The organism is Actinopolymorpha pittospori, assembly GCF_014873875.1.
GTDB classification, from domain to species: domain Bacteria; phylum Actinomycetota; class Actinomycetes; order Propionibacteriales; family Actinopolymorphaceae; genus Actinopolymorpha; species Actinopolymorpha pittospori.
The window spans coordinates 3,096,492-3,114,248 of sequence record NZ_JADBEM010000001.1 but is presented as its reverse complement, the minus strand read 5'-3'; the positions used below and the strand labels follow the sequence as shown (position 1 = coordinate 3,114,248).

Genomic DNA, 17,757 nt, shown 5'->3' with positions numbered 1-17,757 from the left:
GATTGCATGCGGTCGGACAGAGATTCGGGCAGCCCGCCCGGCCGGAGGCGGAGCACGGTCGCGGTGGGGCCTTACCTGAGTTCGCGCGGTGGTCGATCTGGCCGGTCCTCGACCTGGGACCGGATCGGCCGGATGCCGAGCAGACCGTGCTTCCTGGCGAGGTGCCCGAGGTAGGCGATCGCGCCGACGAGAACGCCGATGTCGTCGAGGTAGACGGGATCGGGGAGCAGGTCGACCGGGGAGACGCTGTAGATCAGTCCGATCCAGAACGCGATCCTCCCCTGCTGGGGCATGTCGACGGAGCGGGCGACGCGGCCCATCCGAAGGAGCCTGACGAAGAGGACGACCGCGACCGCGAGCGTGGCGAGGACGAGGAGTCCGATCAGGATCAGTGGAACGCCACCCCAGGAATCCATGCTTCACCTCCGCCGACCGCAGGGGACCTCGACCGCGTCGTTCGTTGTCCTCGAGCGTCCTTCCTTCCCCGCCGTACCGCAAGTGCGGGTGGTCGGTTCAACGGCAACCGGACCCGCGGACCGGCACGACGAAACGGTCCTTCCCCGGCGCGGATGTTGATCTACAGTGACGTCTGGCGGTGGACCGCCTACAACGCTCTGCGGAGGTAGCCATGGGTAGGCGGGAGGACGAGCGGATCCGCGACGCCGACTGGGCCGCAGAGCAGGCGGCCCGCGCGATGCTGGACAGCGCGTGGGACTACGCCATCATCTGGTCGGACCGGGCGGTGGACGGCACCCACAGGATCTACCGAAAGAACCGCACCGAGGAGCGGGTGGTCGACATCTTCGCCGGTCGACTCTGGGACCGCGCACTGATCCATCAGGCCCTCGGCAATGTCTCGGAGGGCATTCGTGACGCGACCGAGGCGCTCACACTCTTCGAGGAACTGGCCGCGGCATACGGCACCCAGTACGAGCTGCGGATACCGTCGGTCCGGCTGCTGCTCTGCGAGCTGTCCGCGGTCGCCGGTGACCCGGAGGCCGCTCGGCGTTTCGGGCAGGCGATCGAGGCATACCGGGAACGGCTGGTCGAGCCGAGTCTGTTGATCGCGGACGCGTTCGCCCGGTACGGCACCGCGATGCGCGTGATCGGCGATCCGGCTGCCGCGCCGGCGTTCCGCCAGGCGGTCGACGTCTACCGCATGCCGGAGGTGGACGTCACCGACCAGAGCATCGTGAGGCGGTTCGTCCACACGGCGATCCAGGTGGCGACCGACGCCGAGCCGGCTACCGCGACCGTCGCGCTGGAGATCCTGCCGATCCTGCAAGACGCCGCCGAGCGGACGGTCAGGCTGGTGCCTGAGGTGTATCCGATGGTCGCCACGCCGGAGAACAACGCCGACATGCGGACACCCTCGCCATCCTCGACCTGGAGAGTGCCTGGCTGCTGGCGTTGGGGGCGCCCCGGATGGCGAAGTACTACGCCAACCTCGCCAATGCCCTGGTGCACCACGTCGCCTGGGGCTGGTCGGACGCGGTCACCGCCGCCGGCCGGTTGCTCGACGAGGCGTTGCGGCGTGGCGGTGATCCACCCGAGGTTCCCTGACAGCCGCCGCGTCGGTGGACGCCCGCTGGCAGGCAGAACAGAAACAAGAAACGGCGTTCTCTCCCCTGCGGAGAACGCCGTTTCTTCAAGCCAGGTCGGGTTCTTCGAGCCACATCAGGCGGCCGGTCAGCGCGGCCAGGGCAACGGAAGCTCGTCCTGGTTCCCACCGTCCTGTCCCGGGACCTGCTCCCCCTGCCCCGGCGACTGCTCCTGTCCCGGCGACTGGTCCTGGCCTCCCTGCTCGGGCTGCACAGGCTGCTGGGCCTTGCCACCGTCGGTCCCGAGGGTCGCCTGCGTGGTGAGGGTCCGACCGTCCCGCACGTACGTCAATTCCACCTTGACACCAGGCCGGTAGGACCGGACCGCGGCGACCAGGGCGTCCGCGTCGGTGATGTTGCGGTCGTCCACCTTGGTGATCACGTCGCCCTCCCGCAGGCCGGCCTTGTCGGCCGCGCCGTTCGCGGTGACGTTCTGCACCCGCGCACCGTTGGTCACTCCGTTGCTGCTGGCGGACGCCCCGGCCGTCACACCCAGTTGGGCGTGCTCGGCGCGTCCCTCGTCGATCAACTGCTTGGCGATCGGCCTGGCCTCGTCGATCGGGATCGCGAACCCGAGGCCGATGGAGCCGCCCTCCTGCTCACCGGAGCCGCTCAGGATCGCCGAGCTGTTGATCCCCACGACCTGACCGGCCATGTTGACCAGGGCGCCGCCGGAGTTGCCGGGGTTGATGGCCGCGTCGGTCTGGATCGCGTCGATGACGGTGTTCTGGCTCTCGTTGGAGTCGTTGCTGGGTACCGGTCGGTCGAGCGCGCTCACGATGCCCGAGGTCACCGTGCCGGAGAGCCCGAGCGGCGACCCGATCGCGACGACGTTCTGACCCACGCTCAGATCCCCGGAGCTACCGAGCACGGCGGGGGTCAGCCCGGAGGTCCGGCTGGCTCTGAGCACCGCCAGGTCGGTGACCGGGTCCGTCCCCACCACCGACGCCTTCACCGTCTTCCCGTCGTTGAACGTCACGCTCAGGCTTCCCCCCTGGCCCGCCGCCGCGACGTGGTTGTTGGTGAGGATCAGGCCGTCCTTGCTGAGCACGATCCCGCTGCCGTTGCCCGAACCCTGCGCGGTCGCGATCGTGATCGACACGACGCTCGGCAGCAGCTTGTTCGCCACCTGCTGCACGCTGCCCGCCGGAGCGTTCGACGCGCCCTCGAACCTCGCCACCGGCTGGTCAAGTGCCGTGGAGTTGAAACCACCCTCACCACGGGTGAGGAAGTACGTGGCGGCGGTCCCGGCCCCTCCGCCGACCAGGCCAGCCGCGAGCGCGAGCGCGACGACGGCCGCCGCACCCCGTCGGCGGGGTCGATCCGAAGCCGGCCGGTCGCCTGGCGGACGATCTCCCCCCGACCCGTGGCCGCCCGCCCAGTTTCCGGGGGGTCGATCTCCACCCGACCAGTTCCCACCGGGCTGCGGGCCGTACGGCGCGGGTCCGCCAGGCGGTCGCTGGCCGTAGAAGTAGGGATTGGACCGCGGAGCGAGCGGTCGGGTCTCTTCGGCGCCACCGCTGGACGCACCTGGACGGTGACCACCGGAAGCACCCGGGCCGGAAGCACCGGGGCCACCGGACGCACCGGGGCCACCGAAGGCACCGGGACGGGTGGAAGCGCTGGGGCTGTTGGACGAGATCGGCTGGCCCTCGGAAGGGGACTCGGCCGGATGGTGCACGGGCGCAGATCCGTCGGAACGGTCCGGCTGGCCCGACGAAGGTGTCGTCTCGGTCATGGCCAAAGGTTCTCCCCGCCAGCTGAGACCACTCTGAGAGCTGCCACAGAGATCCCGGAGAAAGCGGCCAAACCCACCGGGACGCCGGCGCGAAACCCTCGTCACACGCAGAACGGCATCTCTTCCCGAAGTACGCCGACTCCCGGAACCGTGGACGCCGGATCAGTGTCGCGCCCGCCGCCGGGCGAGGTCGACCGAGGTGCTCCCGCACGTCGCCTGCCGTTCCTCCTGACCACGCCGACCTGGGTGCGGGTGTTCCCCGTCATAAGGGGCGTCTCGGTACCCGTTGGCGACCGACCATACGTCGTGGTCCCGTCGCACAGCGCACTGAAGCCTGGGAGAGCGGCGGCGCGGAGAGCCGCTCCTTTAGGCTCTTGCCGCATGAGTACGACTCCCCCGGGTCCGGGTCCGCACGGGGGTCCGCCGCCGCGACCTCCCGAAGGCGGTGGGTCGCCCCCTCGTTCCGGTGCCCCACGCACCGGCCGACCGGGCAGACCGATCGCCGGGCGACCGTCCTCGGGGCCGTCGCACAGCTCCCATGGAGCGCATGCTTCGCACGGGTCGCACGGCCACCCACACGGGGCGCACGCCTCACACGGGCCACCGGCCGGTCCGCACGGCACCCACGGGCCGCCGGGGACGGGCCGCCCACCCGCCCGGCCGGGCGCCCACGGCCGACACCACCATCGCCGACCCTGGGCCGGCCGGCACCGTAACCACCGTCGGGTGTTGATGCCCGTCGGCCTGATCGTCTTGATGGCCGCGCTGATGACACCGCTCATCGCCCTCGCTATACGCGGCGCCGGCCCAGAACCCACCGCTCTCGCCACCTTCTTCGCGTTCGTCCCAGTCGTACCGGTCGTCGCGGTCTTCCTCTGGATCGACCGCTGGGAACCCGAGCCCGGCCGCCTCCTGTTGATGGCGTTCTTCTGGGGCGCGGGAGTCGCCGCCCTGGCCGCGGCGTTCAGCAGCATCGCCCTCAACCACGCCTGGGAGAAGGTCGTCGGGACCGGGGTGGGCAACGTGCTCGGCACGGTGGTGACGGCGCCGTTCGTCGAGGAGGGGTTCAAGGGCGCCTTCCTGCTGCTGCTGCTCGCCGTCCGACGACGTGAGCTCGACGGGATCGTCGACGGCATCGTCTACGCCGGGCTGGTCGGCGTGGGCTTCGCGTTCAGCGAGAACATCCTCTATCTCGGTACGGCGATCTCGGAGAACGGCCTGCACGGCGGTTTCATGCTGTTCGCCCTGCGCTGCATACTTTCGCCGTTCGCGCACCCGATCTTCACCGCGATGACCGGCCTCGCGATCGGGGCCATGAGCCGGAGCAGCAGCAGGGCGCGGTTCGCCTACCCGCTGTTCGGCTATCTCGCCGCCGTCCTCCTGCACAGCCTGTGGAACGGCTCGGCCACGCTGCTGGGCGAGCGCGGCTTCTTCCTCGTCTACCTGGTGTTCATGGTGCCGGTCTTCGTCGCGATGGCGTCGGTCGTCGTCTGGCAGCGCCGACGCGAGCAGCGCATCGTCGCGACCCAGTTGCCGAGATTCGTCGCCGCCGGATGGATCGCGCCCGCCGAAGTGCGCTACCTCGCCAGCCTGCCGGGTCGCAGCGGCTGGCGGGCCGCGGTCGAACGCCAGTGGGGACACGAGGCCGCCCAGGCCGTCCGCGAGTACCAGACGGCCGTCACCGAACTCGCGTTCTTTTACGACCGCTGGCAGCGGGGCGCGGTCGGCCGGGACGCGGGCGAGTGGCAGCACGACCTGGTCACGGCGGTCACGGTGGCGCGGACGTGGGCGACCATGCACCCGCGTGCCCTGCACACGGCCGGCAGTGCCGCCGGAGCGCCGCCCGCCCACAGCACTCCGGAGCCGATCAGCTGACGGAGCCGTACGCCTCTCGCAGGGCGGCCTTGACGGCGGGCAGGGAGCTGGGCGCCATCGAGAGTTCGTCGACGCCGAGCCGGACGAGGCGTACGGCGGCCTCCGGGTCCCCCGCGATCTCCCCGCAGACCGCGACGTGGCAGCCCGCTGCCCGGGCGGTCCCGACGAGCAGGTCGAGCACCCGCCACAGGGCCGGGTGCTCGGGCTGGTAGAGGTAGCCCACCGCGTCGTTGGCGCGGTCGGCGGCCATGACGTACTGCAGAAGGTCGTTGCTACCGACGCTGACGAAGTCGACCTCGGCGCAGATGTCCTGGGGCGCCAGCGCCGCCGCCGGCACCTCTAGCATCACCCCCACCTTCGCGGGCGGCGCATGGACGGTGCCCTGCCGGTCGAGTTCGGCCACGACGTCGGCGAGGAGTTCGCGGAACTGCCGTGCCTCCTCCGCCACGGTGACCATCGGCGCCATCACCCAGACGTGCGCCCCCTGCTCGCCCGCCGCGCGCAGGATCGCCCGCAGTTGGGTGCGGAGCACGCCCGGATGCGCGAGGCCGTACCGCAGCCCGCGGACGCCGAGCGGACCGTTGCGCCACGGGTCGAGGTCGAGGGCCGGCAGCATCTTGTCACCGCCGACGTCGAGGGTCCGGACGACGACCGGCCGGTCGCCGAGCACCTCCAGGATCGCGCCGAGCTCGGCGGTCTGTTCGTCCTCGTCGGGAAGCGCGGGCCGGTCGACGTAGAGGAGTTCGGTCCGGAGCAGGCCCACGCCGTCCGCTCCCGCCGCCACCGCCGCGCGCGCCTCGGCGAGGCTGCCCACGTTGGCCGCCACCAGCACCTGCCGGCCCTCGGCGTGGACCACCGAACCGGCCGCTTCGGCCCGGGCCCGGTCGCGCTCGCCGGCGAGCTGGCACGCCCGCTCCTTCGCGCTGGACCTGACCGACGGCGGCGGGTCGACCTGGAGGATGCCGGAGATCGCGTCGAGCACGACCAGCGTTCCCTCCGCGACGTCGAGCAGCGGGCGGCCGAGGCGGACGAGCATCGGGACCTCGAGCCCGCGGGCGATGATCGCGGCGTGCGCCGTTCGGCCGCCGCCGGCGAGTGCCAGCCCGGCGACACCGGCCTCGGCCAGCGCGGCGACGTCCGAAGCGAACAGGTCCTCCGCCACCACCACCGCACCCGCCGCGTCGTCGGGCCGGATCGAGGGCCGGACGTCGACCCCGAGGGCGGCGAGGACGGCCCGACCGACCTCCTCGACGTCGACGGCGCGTTCGGCGGCGTAGGCGTCCCCACCGGCGAGCAGCTCGGCCGCCTCCTGGACCGTCTGCCACCACGCGCGCTCGGCGGGGGTCGACTCGTCGATCTTCGCCTCGGCGCCGCTCCGCAACGCCGGGTCGTCGAGCATCGCCTGGTGGGCGCCCGCGATGCTCGCGTCCGGGCCACCCGCCGCGGCCCGCACGCCGAGCGCGGCGTGGATCTGGGTCAGCGCGGCGTTCAGGCGGCGGCGTTCGGCGTTCGGATCCAGCCCGGGGCGGGCGGGTGGCAGCGCGGGCGCGGCCCGGTGCAGGTGGCGGACCGGCGCGACCGCGATCCCTGGAGAGGCGCCGACCCCGCCGATGATGCCCGGCTCGCCACCGTCCGGTACGACCTCGGCCGGCGCGGCGGTGGCGTCGGGTGGCGGTCCGCCGAACTCACCGAACCCCTCGGCGACCAGCGCGAGGACGGCATCCAGAGCCGGCCGTGCCTCCCCTCCGGTCGCCACCACCTCGACCTCAGCGCCGACCCGGATGCCCTGCGCCACGATGCCGAGGACACTGGCCGCGTCGACCCCCGCCTGGCCCGGTCGGCCGATGCGGAGGCGGGCGTCGAAGCCGCTGACCAGGTGCGCCAGCCGCGAGGCCGGACGGGCGTGCAGGCCGGCGGGATTGCGGAGGACCGCCGTCGCCGTCAGGGTCGGCCCGGTCTCGGCCTCCACCGGGGCGGCGGCGCCCTCCGCCGTACGCCCGGCGAGCTCGGACAACGCCGACCTCGCCGCGGCGACCACCGTGGCCAGGTCGGCACCGCCCGCGGAGGAGATGGCCGCGGCGAGCGCGCCCTCGACGAGCGGAGCGTCGACCAGCCGGATCCACTCCACCTGCTCGGGGCCGAGGGACTCCAGGACGAGTTCGGCCGTCAGCTCCGCGCTGCCCAGGTCGTAGAGGACTGCGACACCGTCCCCGGCGTCGACCGCCAGGACGGCGCCGAGGATCTTCTCGAAGCTGGTGCCGACCGCTCCCTCGTCCGTGCCGCCCGCCGCGGCGATCGGGACGTCGGGAGCCATCTGCGCCGCGAGGGTGCGTACGCCGTCGGCGAGCGCGGGGACGTGAGCGACGAGGACAATGCCGACCGACATCGAACGCCGCGCCCTACACCCTGTGGTCTACGACGGTGGCGAGGACGCGGAACAGCATGGCCGAGGAGGTGGCACCGGGGTCCTGGTGTCCGGCACTGCGATCGCCCAGGTAGCTCGCCCTGCCCTTGCGGGCGACCAGCGGAATGGTGGCCAGCATGCCCTGCTCGGCGGCGTCGGCGGCGTCGGCGAGGAAGTCCCGCATGGAGCGGCCCTGCTCGACCCCGCGCTCGGCCGCTCGCACGCCCGGCTCCCAGGCGTCCACCATCGTCTTGTCGCCCGGCTCGGCCTTGCCACGGGCGACCAGGCCGGTGAGCCCGGCCCGCAGCACCTCCGCGACGTCGGACCCGGTCAGCTCGGGCTTGCCGGTGACCGCGTTCGCGGCACGCAGGAACGCCGTTCCGTACAGCGGGCCGGCCGCCCCACCGACCTTGGAGATCAACGCCGTCGCGACCGTCTTCAACACGTCGGCCGGCGTGGGGGTGTCGGTCTCGGCGAGCCTGGTCACCGCGGCCTTCATGCCCCGGTCGAGGTTCTCGCCATGGTCGGCGTCACCGATCGCGGCGTCCAGCTCGATCAGATATGCACGGTTCTCCGCGATCACCGCCTGATAGTCGGCGATCACCCGGAGGAGATCCTGCGCCGTCATCGGTACGTCACTGTCCGGCATGCGGCATCACCACCATGGAGCCATCCTCCCCCCCTGCCGCCTCGCACCACGAGGGTGCCGGTCCTTTCCGGTGACCATGATCCCTTTCCCCGAAGCTGGCCGGGGCGGCTCGCCCACGATCATGAGGACGGGCGGACGGTCAGCGGCCCCAACGGAGGGCGGCGGTCTGGACCGGGGCGTCCCACAGGTCGAGCATCTCGTCGTCGAGGCGGAGCAGCGTGATCGACATGCCCTGCATCTCCAGGGAGGTGACGTAGTTGCCGACGAGCCGCCGTTCGACTCCGATGCCGCGCTGGGCGAGCACCTTCTCGGCATGGGCGTACGCGACGTACAACTCCATCAGCGGCGTTCCCCCCATGCCGTTGACGAACAGCAGCGTCCGATCGCCCGACCCGAACGGCAGGTCCTCCACGACCGGCGCGAGCAGCCGCTCGACGATCGCGTTGGCCGGCTCGAGTGGCAGCCGCTCCCGGCCCGGCTCGCCGTGGATCCCGATGCCGATCTCCATCTCGTTGTCGCCGAGTTCGAACGTCGGCTTGCCCGCGTGGGGAACCGTGCACGGCGTGAGCGCCATGCCCATGCTGCGTACGTTGGCGTTCACCCTCCGGCAGAGCGTGGCCAGCGAGGCCAGGTCGGCACCGCGTTCGGCGGCCGCACCGACGATCTTCTCGGCGAGCACGGTGCCACCGACACCCCTCCGGCCGGCGGTGTAGAGGCTGTCCCGCACCGCCACGTCGTCGTCGATGACGACCGCCTCGACCTCGATGTCCTCGGCCGCGGCGAGTTCGGCTGCGGTCTCGAAGTTCAGCACGTCGCCGGTGTAGTTCTTCACTAAAAGAATTGTGCCTAGGCTGGCGTCAACGGCTTGGATCGCCGCGAAGATCTGGTCCGGCGTGGGCGAGGTGAACACTGGCCCTGGGACCGCCGCGTCGAGCATCCCCGGCCCGACGAAGCCGGCATGTAGCGGCTCGTGCCCGCTCCCGCCGCCCGCCAGGACCGCAACCTTCCCCCGCACTGGAGCATCCGCCCGGACGACGTAGTTCGGGTCGTGATGCACCTGAACGAGGTCAGGGTGCGCGGCACCGAATCCGGCTAGCGCGTCGTCGACGGCTGTCGAGGGATCGTTGATGATTTTCTTCATAGCCAACGTCTACCCCAAACCTGCAGTCCAGCGAAGGTCCAGCGGTCTCAACCTCAGAAGATGCTTGCCCACAACCAAGTGATCACGGCCGCGGCCAACGTCGCCCCCAACGCCGTGCCGATGCCCACTACCCAGGGGTTGAGCCACAGAGACGTCGGCGCTTCCTTAGGGCCGGGTTCCTGGCCTTCTACCTCGGCTTTAGCTTTCTCCCGGTCCTTGTACGCCCGTATCTCATCGCCGACCATCTGAGCGAGGCCGATGACCTCTGCCTCTTCGGGCCCGCCTACCTTGACGGCCAGCCGGAAGCTCCCGGCGGCCTCTCGGCTCCAGCTCGTAGCGCTGATAACCAGGGTGCGGCCACCGAGGCTGCCGCCCTCCATGTAGTGGATGATCAGCATCTCGATCTGGTGACGATCTTCCGCCGAGTCTTCACGGGCTTCCTGAAGGGTCTTGGCCGTCGTCTCACCTCCGGCGTCTCGAAGGAGAACCATCCTTGCGAACTGCCCGCTCCCCCAACGTTGGAGCTGCTTGTCGACGAAGACCTCCAGGTGATCGAACAGCGGCAAGAGCTCCTCGCCAGGCTCTACCTCGAAGAACCCGCTGCGCTCGTGCGTCCTGGGCACCCCAGCCCCTCCCCTCGGTTGGAGCACCAGATTACGGCGCTCCAACGGAGCGGGGACGTCGGGAGCGCAGGGAAAGCGCGCCAGGAAGGCTCGGCGCCTGTAGTAATGCAGCAAGGACCTACATTCTCTATTCCTCCTCAAGGGGTCTCTCACTCGAAGCGGAATAGAGAATGTAGGTCCTTGCTGCATTACTACACAACGGCGCGTACCGACCGCCCTCCCCTCGTCCGGGCCGACTTGACGGCCGTCCACCGAGATCTCCGACCTTGGCTCCGCAAGAAGAGCCAGGTCGAGCCAGCAGAATTTGGCTGACGGCTACGTGCCCCGGTCGGTACCGTCCGTGATCGACAGGGGAGGACACATGGCGACGTGGTGGGAACTGACGATCCCAGCGGCTGGTGGCCTGCTAGCCGGTTGGGGCGGTTCGTGGCTACAGATGAGGGCGCAGTTGAAAGCACTGAAGGTTCAGAATCTGCACGCTCTGAGAGAGCGGCGCGAGGAGCGTGCGTGGCAGGATTCACAGCACGAGCGAGACGACTGGCAACGCCGCCGGGAGCAGCGCCATGCCGCCTACCAGGCGTTCGCGGTCTCGGCCCGCGAGGTGACTGCCGCCATCTGGGAAGCCCACGAGCTGAAAAGGAAGTTCGAGCCGCCCAACAAGTCTGACCCGCTCGACCCAAAGGTGACAGCCGCGGTCGATCGGTGCAACCGGTTACGAATCGAGTTGATGGACACATGGATCGCCGTGAGGCTCATTGGCCCAAGGGAAGTCAGAGAGGCTGCGGCTCAGTGGTACACCGTGCTGCAATTTGACCCCATCATTCCTCATCCTGCCAACTATCCAACGTACGAGCAGGGCGAAAACGCCTTCGTCACTGCCGCCGGAGAGGACCTCCGGAGCGACTGGGCAGGCCGAACGATGTAGACGGCGAGCGGCGCAGGTGGGAGCCCGCCTGAACACCCGGTCTCCAGCTGGCCCTCTAGTCCAACAGCGCCCGGCCCGTCCCGCGGCCTGTATAGGACAGAGGAGATTCCTGCGCATGCCCACCCACCCCAGCCACATCGCGACCATCAGCGGCGTCTACGACGAGGGCGTGATCCTGGAGCACCCCGAGGCCGACGCCCCCGAAGGCGCCCTCGTCTGGCTTCACGCGGACGGCTCTTACCTGAACGCGAGCGCTGTCGAGTCCCTGCTCGCCGAGTTGGAAGAGCTCCTCGGCGCCGCGGAGCCCGCCGTCGACCCCCGGCGAGTGGCGGCAGCGTCGAAGGCCGTCGAGATCCTCAACGCCCGGAAGCCGTCGCTCATGGGCGCCCAGGCCGCCACCGCGGGCGACGTCGTGGGCCTCGCCGCCTTCCTCCTCGACGAGCTGACGTCTGATGCGTGAGTTAACCCACTCACTGCGAATAAAGGAAGGAGACCCCAATGCTCGACCGACTCCGTAACGCCCTGCTCGTCCTCCGCGGCTACGAGCTGGCGTATGAGACCGAGGAGTACGAGGAGGAGGCCGTCGCCGCCGGCCCGACTCGCTCGGTCAACTGCCACGAGGACCCCGGCGACCTGATCGCCGTCCGCGCCGCGAGGGGCGGCCCTCATGGCGCCATCGTCCTGTTCCAGACCAAGAGCGCCTCGGCCGACCCGATGACCGTCGTCCTGAAGCCCGCCGTTGCGAGGAGCTTCGCCGCGGGCATCCTCGACGCCGCCGACGAGGCCGATGGGACCAGCCGGCTCCACTTCGTGCCCGTGTGCCCACTCCACGACGCCGAGGAGCCCGGCGATGAATGAGTACGCAGCCCTAGCTCACCTCATCATCGAGGCCCTGACCCGGCGTGCCGAGCGTGCTGAGGCTCGCGCCGCTGCCGCAGAGGAGCAGTCCGGCCGGCTTGCAGATCACATAGCCGGGCTGAGAGCCCAGCTAGCCAGGCTGCGCGAGCACGCCAAGTGCGCCCACGCTCGGGCCCGTATGCGCCAGGAGTCGGCCCCGTGAACACCACGACCACGCCACGCCGCCGGAGGCGGCCCCGGCTTTCTGCATATCCGCTCGTCCCGCACGTCGACCCGTCGGCGAGCTGGACCCGTCATCTCGAGTGGCGTGTAAACGGCCGCATCCTGGCGCCCGGCGCCGAGGTTAGCATCCGCGGCGAGCGTGGGCGATTCCGTTTTTTGTACGCCGTCGAGAAGCCGGACGGCCTCGTCTGGCTGGAGTTCCTCGGCGGCTCGAAGGGCTCGGAGGTCTTCCGCTCCTTCTACCCGTCCCGCGTACGGACCGTCCACCGGATCGCCAAGACCCGGGCCAACCTCGCGCCCTCGAAGGGAGGGACGCGGTGATGCCCAGCACCTGGGAGTCCTTCGACGCCTTCTACGCCCGCACCTACGCGGACGACCTCGCCCGCGATGAGGCTGGCGAGTGGGACGAGCTACACGACCTCATGGCAGAGATCCCCAGCCGTACCGGAAAGGAGTCTGACGAGTGCTGACGTGCCCGAGCTGCGGCGCACGTTTCGAGCCTGAGCGGCGCAAGCTCGCCCTGTGCCCGGCATGTCGAGCCGAGCGGGACGAGCGCGCCGCCCAGGCCCGGCAGCGGCGGAAGGAGCAACGGGAGGCGCCGCTCCGCTGCCTGCGCTGCGGTGAGCCCTTCCGGCGGCGCCCAGGGGCTAACCGGCACTTCTGCGCGGTCTGTGCTGACGCCCTGGCGCGTGAGGCCGACAACGCGAGGAAGCGGGCCAAGTACGCCGGAACCCAGGAAGCGAGCGAAGCCCTCCGGCCAAGTCTGCCGGCGTGGGCTCAGGACCTCCTCGACGAGCGGCTCGAAGAGGTCGGCCTCGCGACCGATGGTGGGAGCCCCGCGGTCCAGCTCGACCGGCTCCCGCCCGGTGCGCACACGCCGACCGGCACGGATGACGGACGCTCGACGTTCTCCGCCGAGCTGGCCGGCCACCTGGACACCCTCGGGCGACGGGCAGCGGCCGACCCGTGGTGGGCAGCAAATCCGCACTGGGCCTACCGGCTCGGCGACCCGGCAGCCCTGGAGCGCTTCGACCTGGCTCCGGGGCTGGCATGCGGGGACAAGCTCGGCTCACACGCCGGGTACAACCGCCACCGCTACATGAAGGAGGCGGCGTGCCCGGCATGCTCGGCGGCCGAACGTGAGTACCGGGCCGAACGCAGGAAGGCTGTCACAGAAGAGAATGCCGCCTGACCTGCGCATTCTCCGGAAGTTGTAGCTATGTGGACCCCGGGAAGCGCTCCCGTTCCCCGCTAGCCGCGCGGTTGATCGTGGGCTGCGAGTAGAGCGGTTCTGAGCGCTCCCGGGGCGTTTAAGGCTTGCGTGAGTCAACCCACGCACGTTATTGTCTTCACATGACGACAGCGACGCACATCACCGCCACGGACATCTTCGACAGCGCGACCGATCTGGCAGCCGAGGTCGTCATCAAGATCTGGGAGCGGGAGGGCAAGACCACCTGCACCGAGCGCGAGTTCGCTGCGGCGGTCGCCCGGGTCGCTAAGGAGATCTTCGAGAACCACTGCCGCAAGATCGAAGCAGACGAGCCCGGCAAGGGCGAGTACCTCCGGCGCCGCCTCCTCGTGGAGATGGAAGCCGCCGCCTGATCCCACCCACACGCGAGCCCCTGGCTAACCCCAGGGGCTCTTTTGCTACCCCGGGAGCAGGTCGAGCCATGGCGTGGGAAGGATCTACCCGACGCGCCCGGCTCCCTGATGACTGGCCCGTGCGTCGGCTCCGCGTGCTGCGGCGTGATGGCTACCGCTGCCAGGTGCGCGACGAGCTGGGCGTCCTGTGTGGTGAGCCAGGTAACGAGGTCGACCACATCAGCCCTGGCGATGACCATGGGTACGACAACCTGCAAACGATCTGCCGTTGGCATCACGGGCGGAAGACAGCAGCCGAAGGTAACGCGGCTCGTCGCCGGGTATCCCGCGCTCGTCCGGCCGAGTCTCATCCGGGGATGCTCTGACATCGGTAGTCCGATGCGCTCTACCCCTGGGGCATGACCCCCTCCCCCGCCGTGCCCCCTCACCGAGACGGCATAGCTTCTCGCCCTCTGTACGGGCATAGGGGTCGCACTGAGACGTTACGAACAGGCCCCCCGACCCTCGCTCGGGTTGGGGGGCCTGCTTTCATCCGGTCACGGCGAGGGCCATATGGAGTCGGGGATGCCGTAAAGCTCCTTGAGGCGTGTCTGGAAGAGTCTTTCTGACGCTACGCAGATGTTGATGTCACGACTTGTGACTGTCCTAAGGCTCGGAATGAGGAAGAGCGCGCCGCAGTCGACGTTGACCTGCATAGCCCTAAGACTCAGCCTGGCGAACGAGAGTGCGCTCAGGGCGGGCAAGGCCCTGCCGCCGACGAACTGAAGCACCCTTTGCAGCGTGGCACTCCTCAAGAACTGCAGGCAGCTGGCTGGACGCTGCTCACATATCCGTTGTCCGTACTGGGTCATTTGCTGCAGCGCGAGTAGGACTACGTGCTGTTGGATTTCTCGGACGTCCTGCTCGTTGGGCCGTTGCCCGGTCGAGGGCTGTCCAGGCACACTGATGACGCCGAAACTCATCGCTTCGACATTGATCGCGCCCGAGTTGTCTGTGAGGCAGCGGTCCGCTTCGTTTATGCGAAGTTCGAGTGCTCCGCTGGCGTCGGCCTCACGGAATTGGCCGGAGGTGACGGCGAACACCGCTCCGCCACTTACTCGACCTAGGAGCGCCCCAGGCCGGAAGTTCCCGAGGAGTTCGCAACCCTGCATGCGGTCAGGGTTGCTCGTAAGATCCTCGCGATCATAGCCCGCGGGGCCCACGAAGCCGATGTCAGGCACCTGTACTGACCATCTACCGCCGGCGACATTGATCGTGAATCGGCCACCTTGCTCGAGGTTCCCGCCAGTGGACCCGAGGACGGGTACTCGCTGCCAGCCTTCATCGGCGTTGATCGGTGGATCGCCCGTAGGCGATGGCGCATTACTGCCACCCCCACCGTCTTGTCGCGGGGCTGTGGGCTTCGTTCCATCGGCTAGCGCCGACGGTCCGGTGATGCCGAGGAAGGTCACGAAGGTGACACCGATCGCGATGAGTCGGCGTCGGAGCTTCACGCGTTCACGCACGATCCCCCCTTTCCGGCCCTGTCCTGGAGATACTCCCGCGGGCAGGGCCGCCCGAGCTTCTACTGCACCACAAAAGTCGCCGCGGGACTCCCCAGTCTGGGGGAAGCCATGGGTCGGGATAGCGACCAACTGGACATAGATCAGCAAGGCCTAAGCAATGCCGCAAGTCCTGCCCTTTCAGGGCCTTTAGACCCCCTGTCCTGACCTGTGCGTAAGCCTGTGGACCCCCGGGCTTCCTCCTCGCACGCTCCACACGAAGGAAGCAGCGACGTGACCGTCTACGCAATCTCCCCCGCAGTCATCACCAAGGCCGCCGCGTTCGTCGAGGCCGTCTCCGACCTGGAGGCCCGCTTCGGCTACCAGCTCTCGGCGCCGGCCGGCGTCGTTATAGGCATCGGTGCCGCGACGGACGAGGAGGCGCTCGTCGGCGTGACTCGCGGCCCCGATGGCCGGCTGGCCGTAGCGATCGGCGGCACCAGTGTCGCCTGACCTCATCTGGGGCGTCTGGCTTGCGGCCGTGATCGGCAGCTTCCTCGCCATCGAGATCCCGGCCATCCGAAACAAGGTCGTCGGAGACACCCTCAGCGAGCGCCTCCGGGCGTGGCTGGGGCTGAACCCGTGGCGCAAGTGGGGCGTTGCCGGCGCGTGGTTCTTCGGCGGCTTCATCGTCTGGTTCCTGTTCCACATCCTCACCGGCAAGGTCTGACAGATCGGAGCCCGACAGGTGACCATCGTCCGCGGCATTGACGTCTCCTCCTACCAGACCGTCACCTCGTGGTCACAGCTCAAAGGCACCATCGGCTTCGTGTTCGTCAAGGCGACCGAGGGGACGAGCTTCACGTCGAGCACCTGGCGGAGCTACTTCGCCGCGGCCTGCAACGCCAGCCTCCTCGTCGGCTCCTACCACTTCGCTCACCCAGACCAGGACGCCAAGGCCCAGGCCGCGCACTACGCGAGCGAGCTTCAGGCCGCGGGCTGGAGGACCGGCCGCGACCTGCCCCCAGCCCTGGACCTGGAGCAGACTGGCGGGCTCGGTAAGTCCGCGCTGACCGCCTGGGCGCTCGCGTTCATGCAGGAGGTCGACCGGCAGCTCGGTCTCGCGGGCGCGGTGCGCTGCGGCCTCTACGTCAACCCCGACTACCTGACGAACAAGACGAACGGCGCCTCGCTTGTCGAGGGCCGCTGGCTCTGGCTCGCCAAGTGGCCGAACCCCGGCGGGCCATGGCCCTCCGCGGACAGCGCCATGCCGGCCGGTACCTCGGTCTGGCAGTGGACCGACAAGGCCTCCGTGAAGGGCGTCTCCGGCGTCGTGGACGGCGACGTCTCGACCCTCGCGGCCCTGAAGAGACTCGCCCCCGCCTACTACGGCACCACCCCGGCCCCTCAGGCCCATCAGGAGGACGACTTGCCCACCGCCAACGAGATCGCCGACGCCGTTTGGGCTCACAGCCTGACCAGCCTTTCCGGCAGCAAGGCCACCGCCGAGACTTTCGTCGCGCACATCCGCACTGACACCGCGTCCGCCGTCGCCAACGCCGCCCAGATCGGGGCTCTCCGCGCCACGATCGACACGCTCGCGAAGGCCGTCGGCTCCGGGGCCTCCGTCGACATCCAGTCGCTCGCCGACGCGGTGCGCGCGGCGTCCGAGGCCGGCGCCCGAGCGGCCCTGGAGGACTCCGTGGTCTCCGTTGACGTCAACGTGAACGGCAAGACGGCCGCAGCTGCGTAGGGAACCTTCCCAGGCGCTAATGCGACGGACGGTCGGAGCTTGAATCCTGCGCCATCATCACAGTGCGCATCTTCTCACGAATTCCGGGGACTACCTCCCAACCGAGGGTCCCGAATCAGGGCCTCCAAACCGAGAGGGTGGAGGGGTTCGAGCGCTCGAAGTTGGGCACGGAGGCGCGCCAACTCCTCGTATGGGTCTCCCACCAGAAAGCTTTGTCCTTGGTTCAGCCGATCCTCTATCGCCTGGATCTCTGCCACAAGGGCACGAACGCTTTGACGGGGACGAGAGCCCACCTCGTGTGTGATATGAGGCGTGTTCCCGCTCCACACGATGTGCGGCACTGGGGCGGTCTTGAAGCCAATCTGGGACATCTTCCAGCCCCAGTCGGCGCCTTCCCTGAAGGTCTTCTCGAAAGCCTTACGCTGCTCGCGTTCCCTAGCTTGTCTCGCCAGCTCGTCCTGGGCTTCAGCCGCCGGGTGCCCGTTGACTTGCTCCGGGCCGGCGTCCCCCGCGCGGGATTCCGCCTCAGGAAGGTGTTTCGTCTGGAGCAAAAGGTGGGCAGCTGGAGCTGTTTCGGACGAAGCCTCGGCGTCCACGCGCTCGGCCTCGCGAAACTTCGCAGCGGCCCCACCGGGAAACGCCACTTCGTAGAGCTGACGAAGCTTGTCTCGAAGGACGTCTCGAAGCCACCACGCGCTTATGGCCAGCGTGAGAGGCCAGACGAGGACCTTCACATAGTCGAGGAAGAGCTTAGGTCCGCCCGCGTAGCGAGCGAGAGCGACCGCTAACCCAGCGGCGACGACGGCGACCGCGAGCGCCTTCCCGCGTCCCGGCGTGACCCATGCCTTCACGTGTTCCCCCCAGTTACGCACGCGCGCATCT

General features: G+C 69.4%; 21 protein-coding genes. 12 read left to right on the top strand and 9 right to left on the bottom strand.

All coding sequences use genetic code 11. The features are described from left to right. Positions 1-71 precede the first annotated feature (71 nt). Positions 72-416, bottom strand: coding sequence for a YkvA family protein (locus tag HEB94_RS14830; RefSeq protein WP_192750434.1), 345 nt, complete (start codon positions 414-416; stop codon positions 72-74). Between the two features lie 736 nt (positions 417-1,152). Beyond that, a complete protein-coding gene (locus HEB94_RS14825; protein ID WP_192750433.1) occupies positions 1,153-1,362 on the bottom strand; it encodes a hypothetical protein in 210 nt (69 codons plus the stop codon). A 63-nt stretch (positions 1,363-1,425) separates the two neighbouring features. On the opposite strand from HEB94_RS14825, the gene HEB94_RS14820 reads away from it, so the two are divergent. Next, positions 1,426-1,563, top strand: a complete 138-nt coding sequence (locus tag HEB94_RS14820) for a hypothetical protein (protein WP_192750432.1) — start codon at positions 1,426-1,428, stop codon at positions 1,561-1,563. A 126-nt stretch (positions 1,564-1,689) separates the two neighbouring features. On the opposite strand, the gene HEB94_RS14815 is transcribed toward HEB94_RS14820, so the two are convergent. After that, positions 1,690-3,339 (bottom strand): S1C family serine protease, encoded by a 1,650-nt coding sequence (locus tag HEB94_RS14815; RefSeq protein WP_238361529.1) that lies wholly within the window; start codon positions 3,337-3,339, stop codon positions 1,690-1,692. A 732-nt stretch (positions 3,340-4,071) separates the two neighbouring features. Between HEB94_RS14815 and HEB94_RS14810 the strand changes: the two genes are divergently transcribed. Next, positions 4,072-5,214, top strand: coding sequence for a PrsW family intramembrane metalloprotease (locus tag HEB94_RS14810; protein ID WP_238362234.1), 1,143 nt, complete (start codon positions 4,072-4,074; stop codon positions 5,212-5,214). On the opposite strand, the gene ptsP is transcribed toward HEB94_RS14810, so the two are convergent. The 4 genes from ptsP to HEB94_RS14790 all read right to left on the bottom strand — a co-directional run bounded on the left by ptsP (position 5,207) and on the right by HEB94_RS14790 (position 10,031). Then, on the bottom strand, positions 5,207-7,600 hold the full coding sequence (gene ptsP / locus HEB94_RS14805) for a phosphoenolpyruvate--protein phosphotransferase (protein ID WP_192750431.1): 2,394 nt from the start codon (positions 7,598-7,600) through the stop codon (positions 5,207-5,209). The two genes, HEB94_RS14810 and ptsP, sit on opposite strands and share 8 nt — an antisense overlap. Before the next feature lie 13 nt (positions 7,601-7,613). Then, positions 7,614-8,267: a dihydroxyacetone kinase subunit DhaL gene (gene dhaL / locus HEB94_RS14800; protein ID WP_202896351.1), complete on the bottom strand. Its 654-nt coding sequence runs from the start codon at positions 8,265-8,267 to the stop codon at positions 7,614-7,616. 139 nt (positions 8,268-8,406) lie between these two features. Further along, a complete protein-coding gene (dhaK, locus tag HEB94_RS14795; protein ID WP_192750430.1) occupies positions 8,407-9,408 on the bottom strand; it encodes a dihydroxyacetone kinase subunit DhaK in 1,002 nt (333 codons plus the stop codon). A 53-nt stretch (positions 9,409-9,461) separates the two neighbouring features. Continuing rightward, the gene (locus tag HEB94_RS14790; protein WP_192750429.1) at positions 9,462-10,031 is read right to left on the bottom strand and encodes a hypothetical protein; all 570 of its coding nucleotides are present in this window, start codon (positions 10,029-10,031) and stop codon (positions 9,462-9,464) included. Between the two features lie 361 nt (positions 10,032-10,392). Here HEB94_RS14790 and HEB94_RS14785 point away from each other — a divergent pair, with 361 nt between their 5' ends. The 7 genes from HEB94_RS14785 to HEB94_RS14755 all read left to right on the top strand — a co-directional run bounded on the left by HEB94_RS14785 (position 10,393) and on the right by HEB94_RS14755 (position 13,641). After that, positions 10,393-10,956 carry a hypothetical protein gene (locus HEB94_RS14785; RefSeq protein WP_192750428.1) on the top strand — a complete coding sequence of 188 codons (564 nt, stop codon included), beginning with the start codon at positions 10,393-10,395 and terminating at the stop codon, positions 10,954-10,956. A gap of 115 nt (positions 10,957-11,071) precedes the next feature. Next, complete coding sequence (locus HEB94_RS14780; RefSeq protein ID WP_192750427.1) at positions 11,072-11,416, top strand: hypothetical protein; 345 nt, start codon at positions 11,072-11,074, stop codon at positions 11,414-11,416. Between the two features lie 38 nt (positions 11,417-11,454). After that, positions 11,455-11,814, top strand: a complete 360-nt coding sequence (locus HEB94_RS14775; RefSeq protein ID WP_192750426.1) for a hypothetical protein — start codon at positions 11,455-11,457, stop codon at positions 11,812-11,814. Between the two features lie 198 nt (positions 11,815-12,012). Then, positions 12,013-12,357 carry a DUF7246 family protein gene (locus tag HEB94_RS49260; RefSeq protein ID WP_202896350.1) on the top strand — a complete coding sequence of 115 codons (345 nt, stop codon included), beginning with the start codon at positions 12,013-12,015 and terminating at the stop codon, positions 12,355-12,357. After that, the gene (locus tag HEB94_RS14765) at positions 12,357-12,506 is read left to right on the top strand and encodes a hypothetical protein (RefSeq protein ID WP_192750425.1); all 150 of its coding nucleotides are present in this window, start codon (positions 12,357-12,359) and stop codon (positions 12,504-12,506) included. Before HEB94_RS49260 ends, HEB94_RS14765 begins: the two co-directional genes overlap by 1 nt. Continuing rightward, positions 12,500-13,228: a hypothetical protein gene (locus tag HEB94_RS14760; protein WP_192750424.1), complete on the top strand. Its 729-nt coding sequence runs from the start codon at positions 12,500-12,502 to the stop codon at positions 13,226-13,228. Before HEB94_RS14765 ends, HEB94_RS14760 begins: the two co-directional genes overlap by 7 nt. A gap of 161 nt (positions 13,229-13,389) precedes the next feature. Beyond that, entirely contained in the window at positions 13,390-13,641 is a 252-nt protein-coding gene (locus HEB94_RS14755) for a hypothetical protein (protein WP_192750423.1), read from the top strand. Between the two features lie 536 nt (positions 13,642-14,177). On the opposite strand, the gene HEB94_RS14750 is transcribed toward HEB94_RS14755, so the two are convergent. Beyond that, on the bottom strand, positions 14,178-15,146 hold the full coding sequence (locus HEB94_RS14750; protein WP_192750422.1) for a hypothetical protein: 969 nt from the start codon (positions 15,144-15,146) through the stop codon (positions 14,178-14,180). A 270-nt stretch (positions 15,147-15,416) separates the two neighbouring features. Between HEB94_RS14750 and HEB94_RS14745 the strand changes: the two genes are divergently transcribed. From HEB94_RS14745 to HEB94_RS14735, 3 genes are read left to right on the top strand one after another with little or no spacing between them, the layout of a single operon-like run. Beyond that, a complete protein-coding gene (locus HEB94_RS14745; protein ID WP_192750421.1) occupies positions 15,417-15,635 on the top strand; it encodes a hypothetical protein in 219 nt (72 codons plus the stop codon). After that, a complete protein-coding gene (locus tag HEB94_RS14740) occupies positions 15,625-15,852 on the top strand; it encodes a hypothetical protein (protein WP_192750420.1) in 228 nt (75 codons plus the stop codon). The genes HEB94_RS14745 and HEB94_RS14740 overlap by 11 nt, the downstream gene beginning before the upstream one ends. An 18-nt stretch (positions 15,853-15,870) precedes the next feature. Next, the gene (locus tag HEB94_RS14735; RefSeq protein WP_192750419.1) at positions 15,871-16,875 is read left to right on the top strand and encodes a GH25 family lysozyme; all 1,005 of its coding nucleotides are present in this window, start codon (positions 15,871-15,873) and stop codon (positions 16,873-16,875) included. A 74-nt stretch (positions 16,876-16,949) separates the two neighbouring features. On the opposite strand, the gene HEB94_RS14730 is transcribed toward HEB94_RS14735, so the two are convergent. Then, a complete protein-coding gene (locus tag HEB94_RS14730) occupies positions 16,950-17,747 on the bottom strand; it encodes a hypothetical protein (protein ID WP_192750418.1) in 798 nt (265 codons plus the stop codon). Positions 17,748-17,757: the final 10 nt, after the last annotated feature.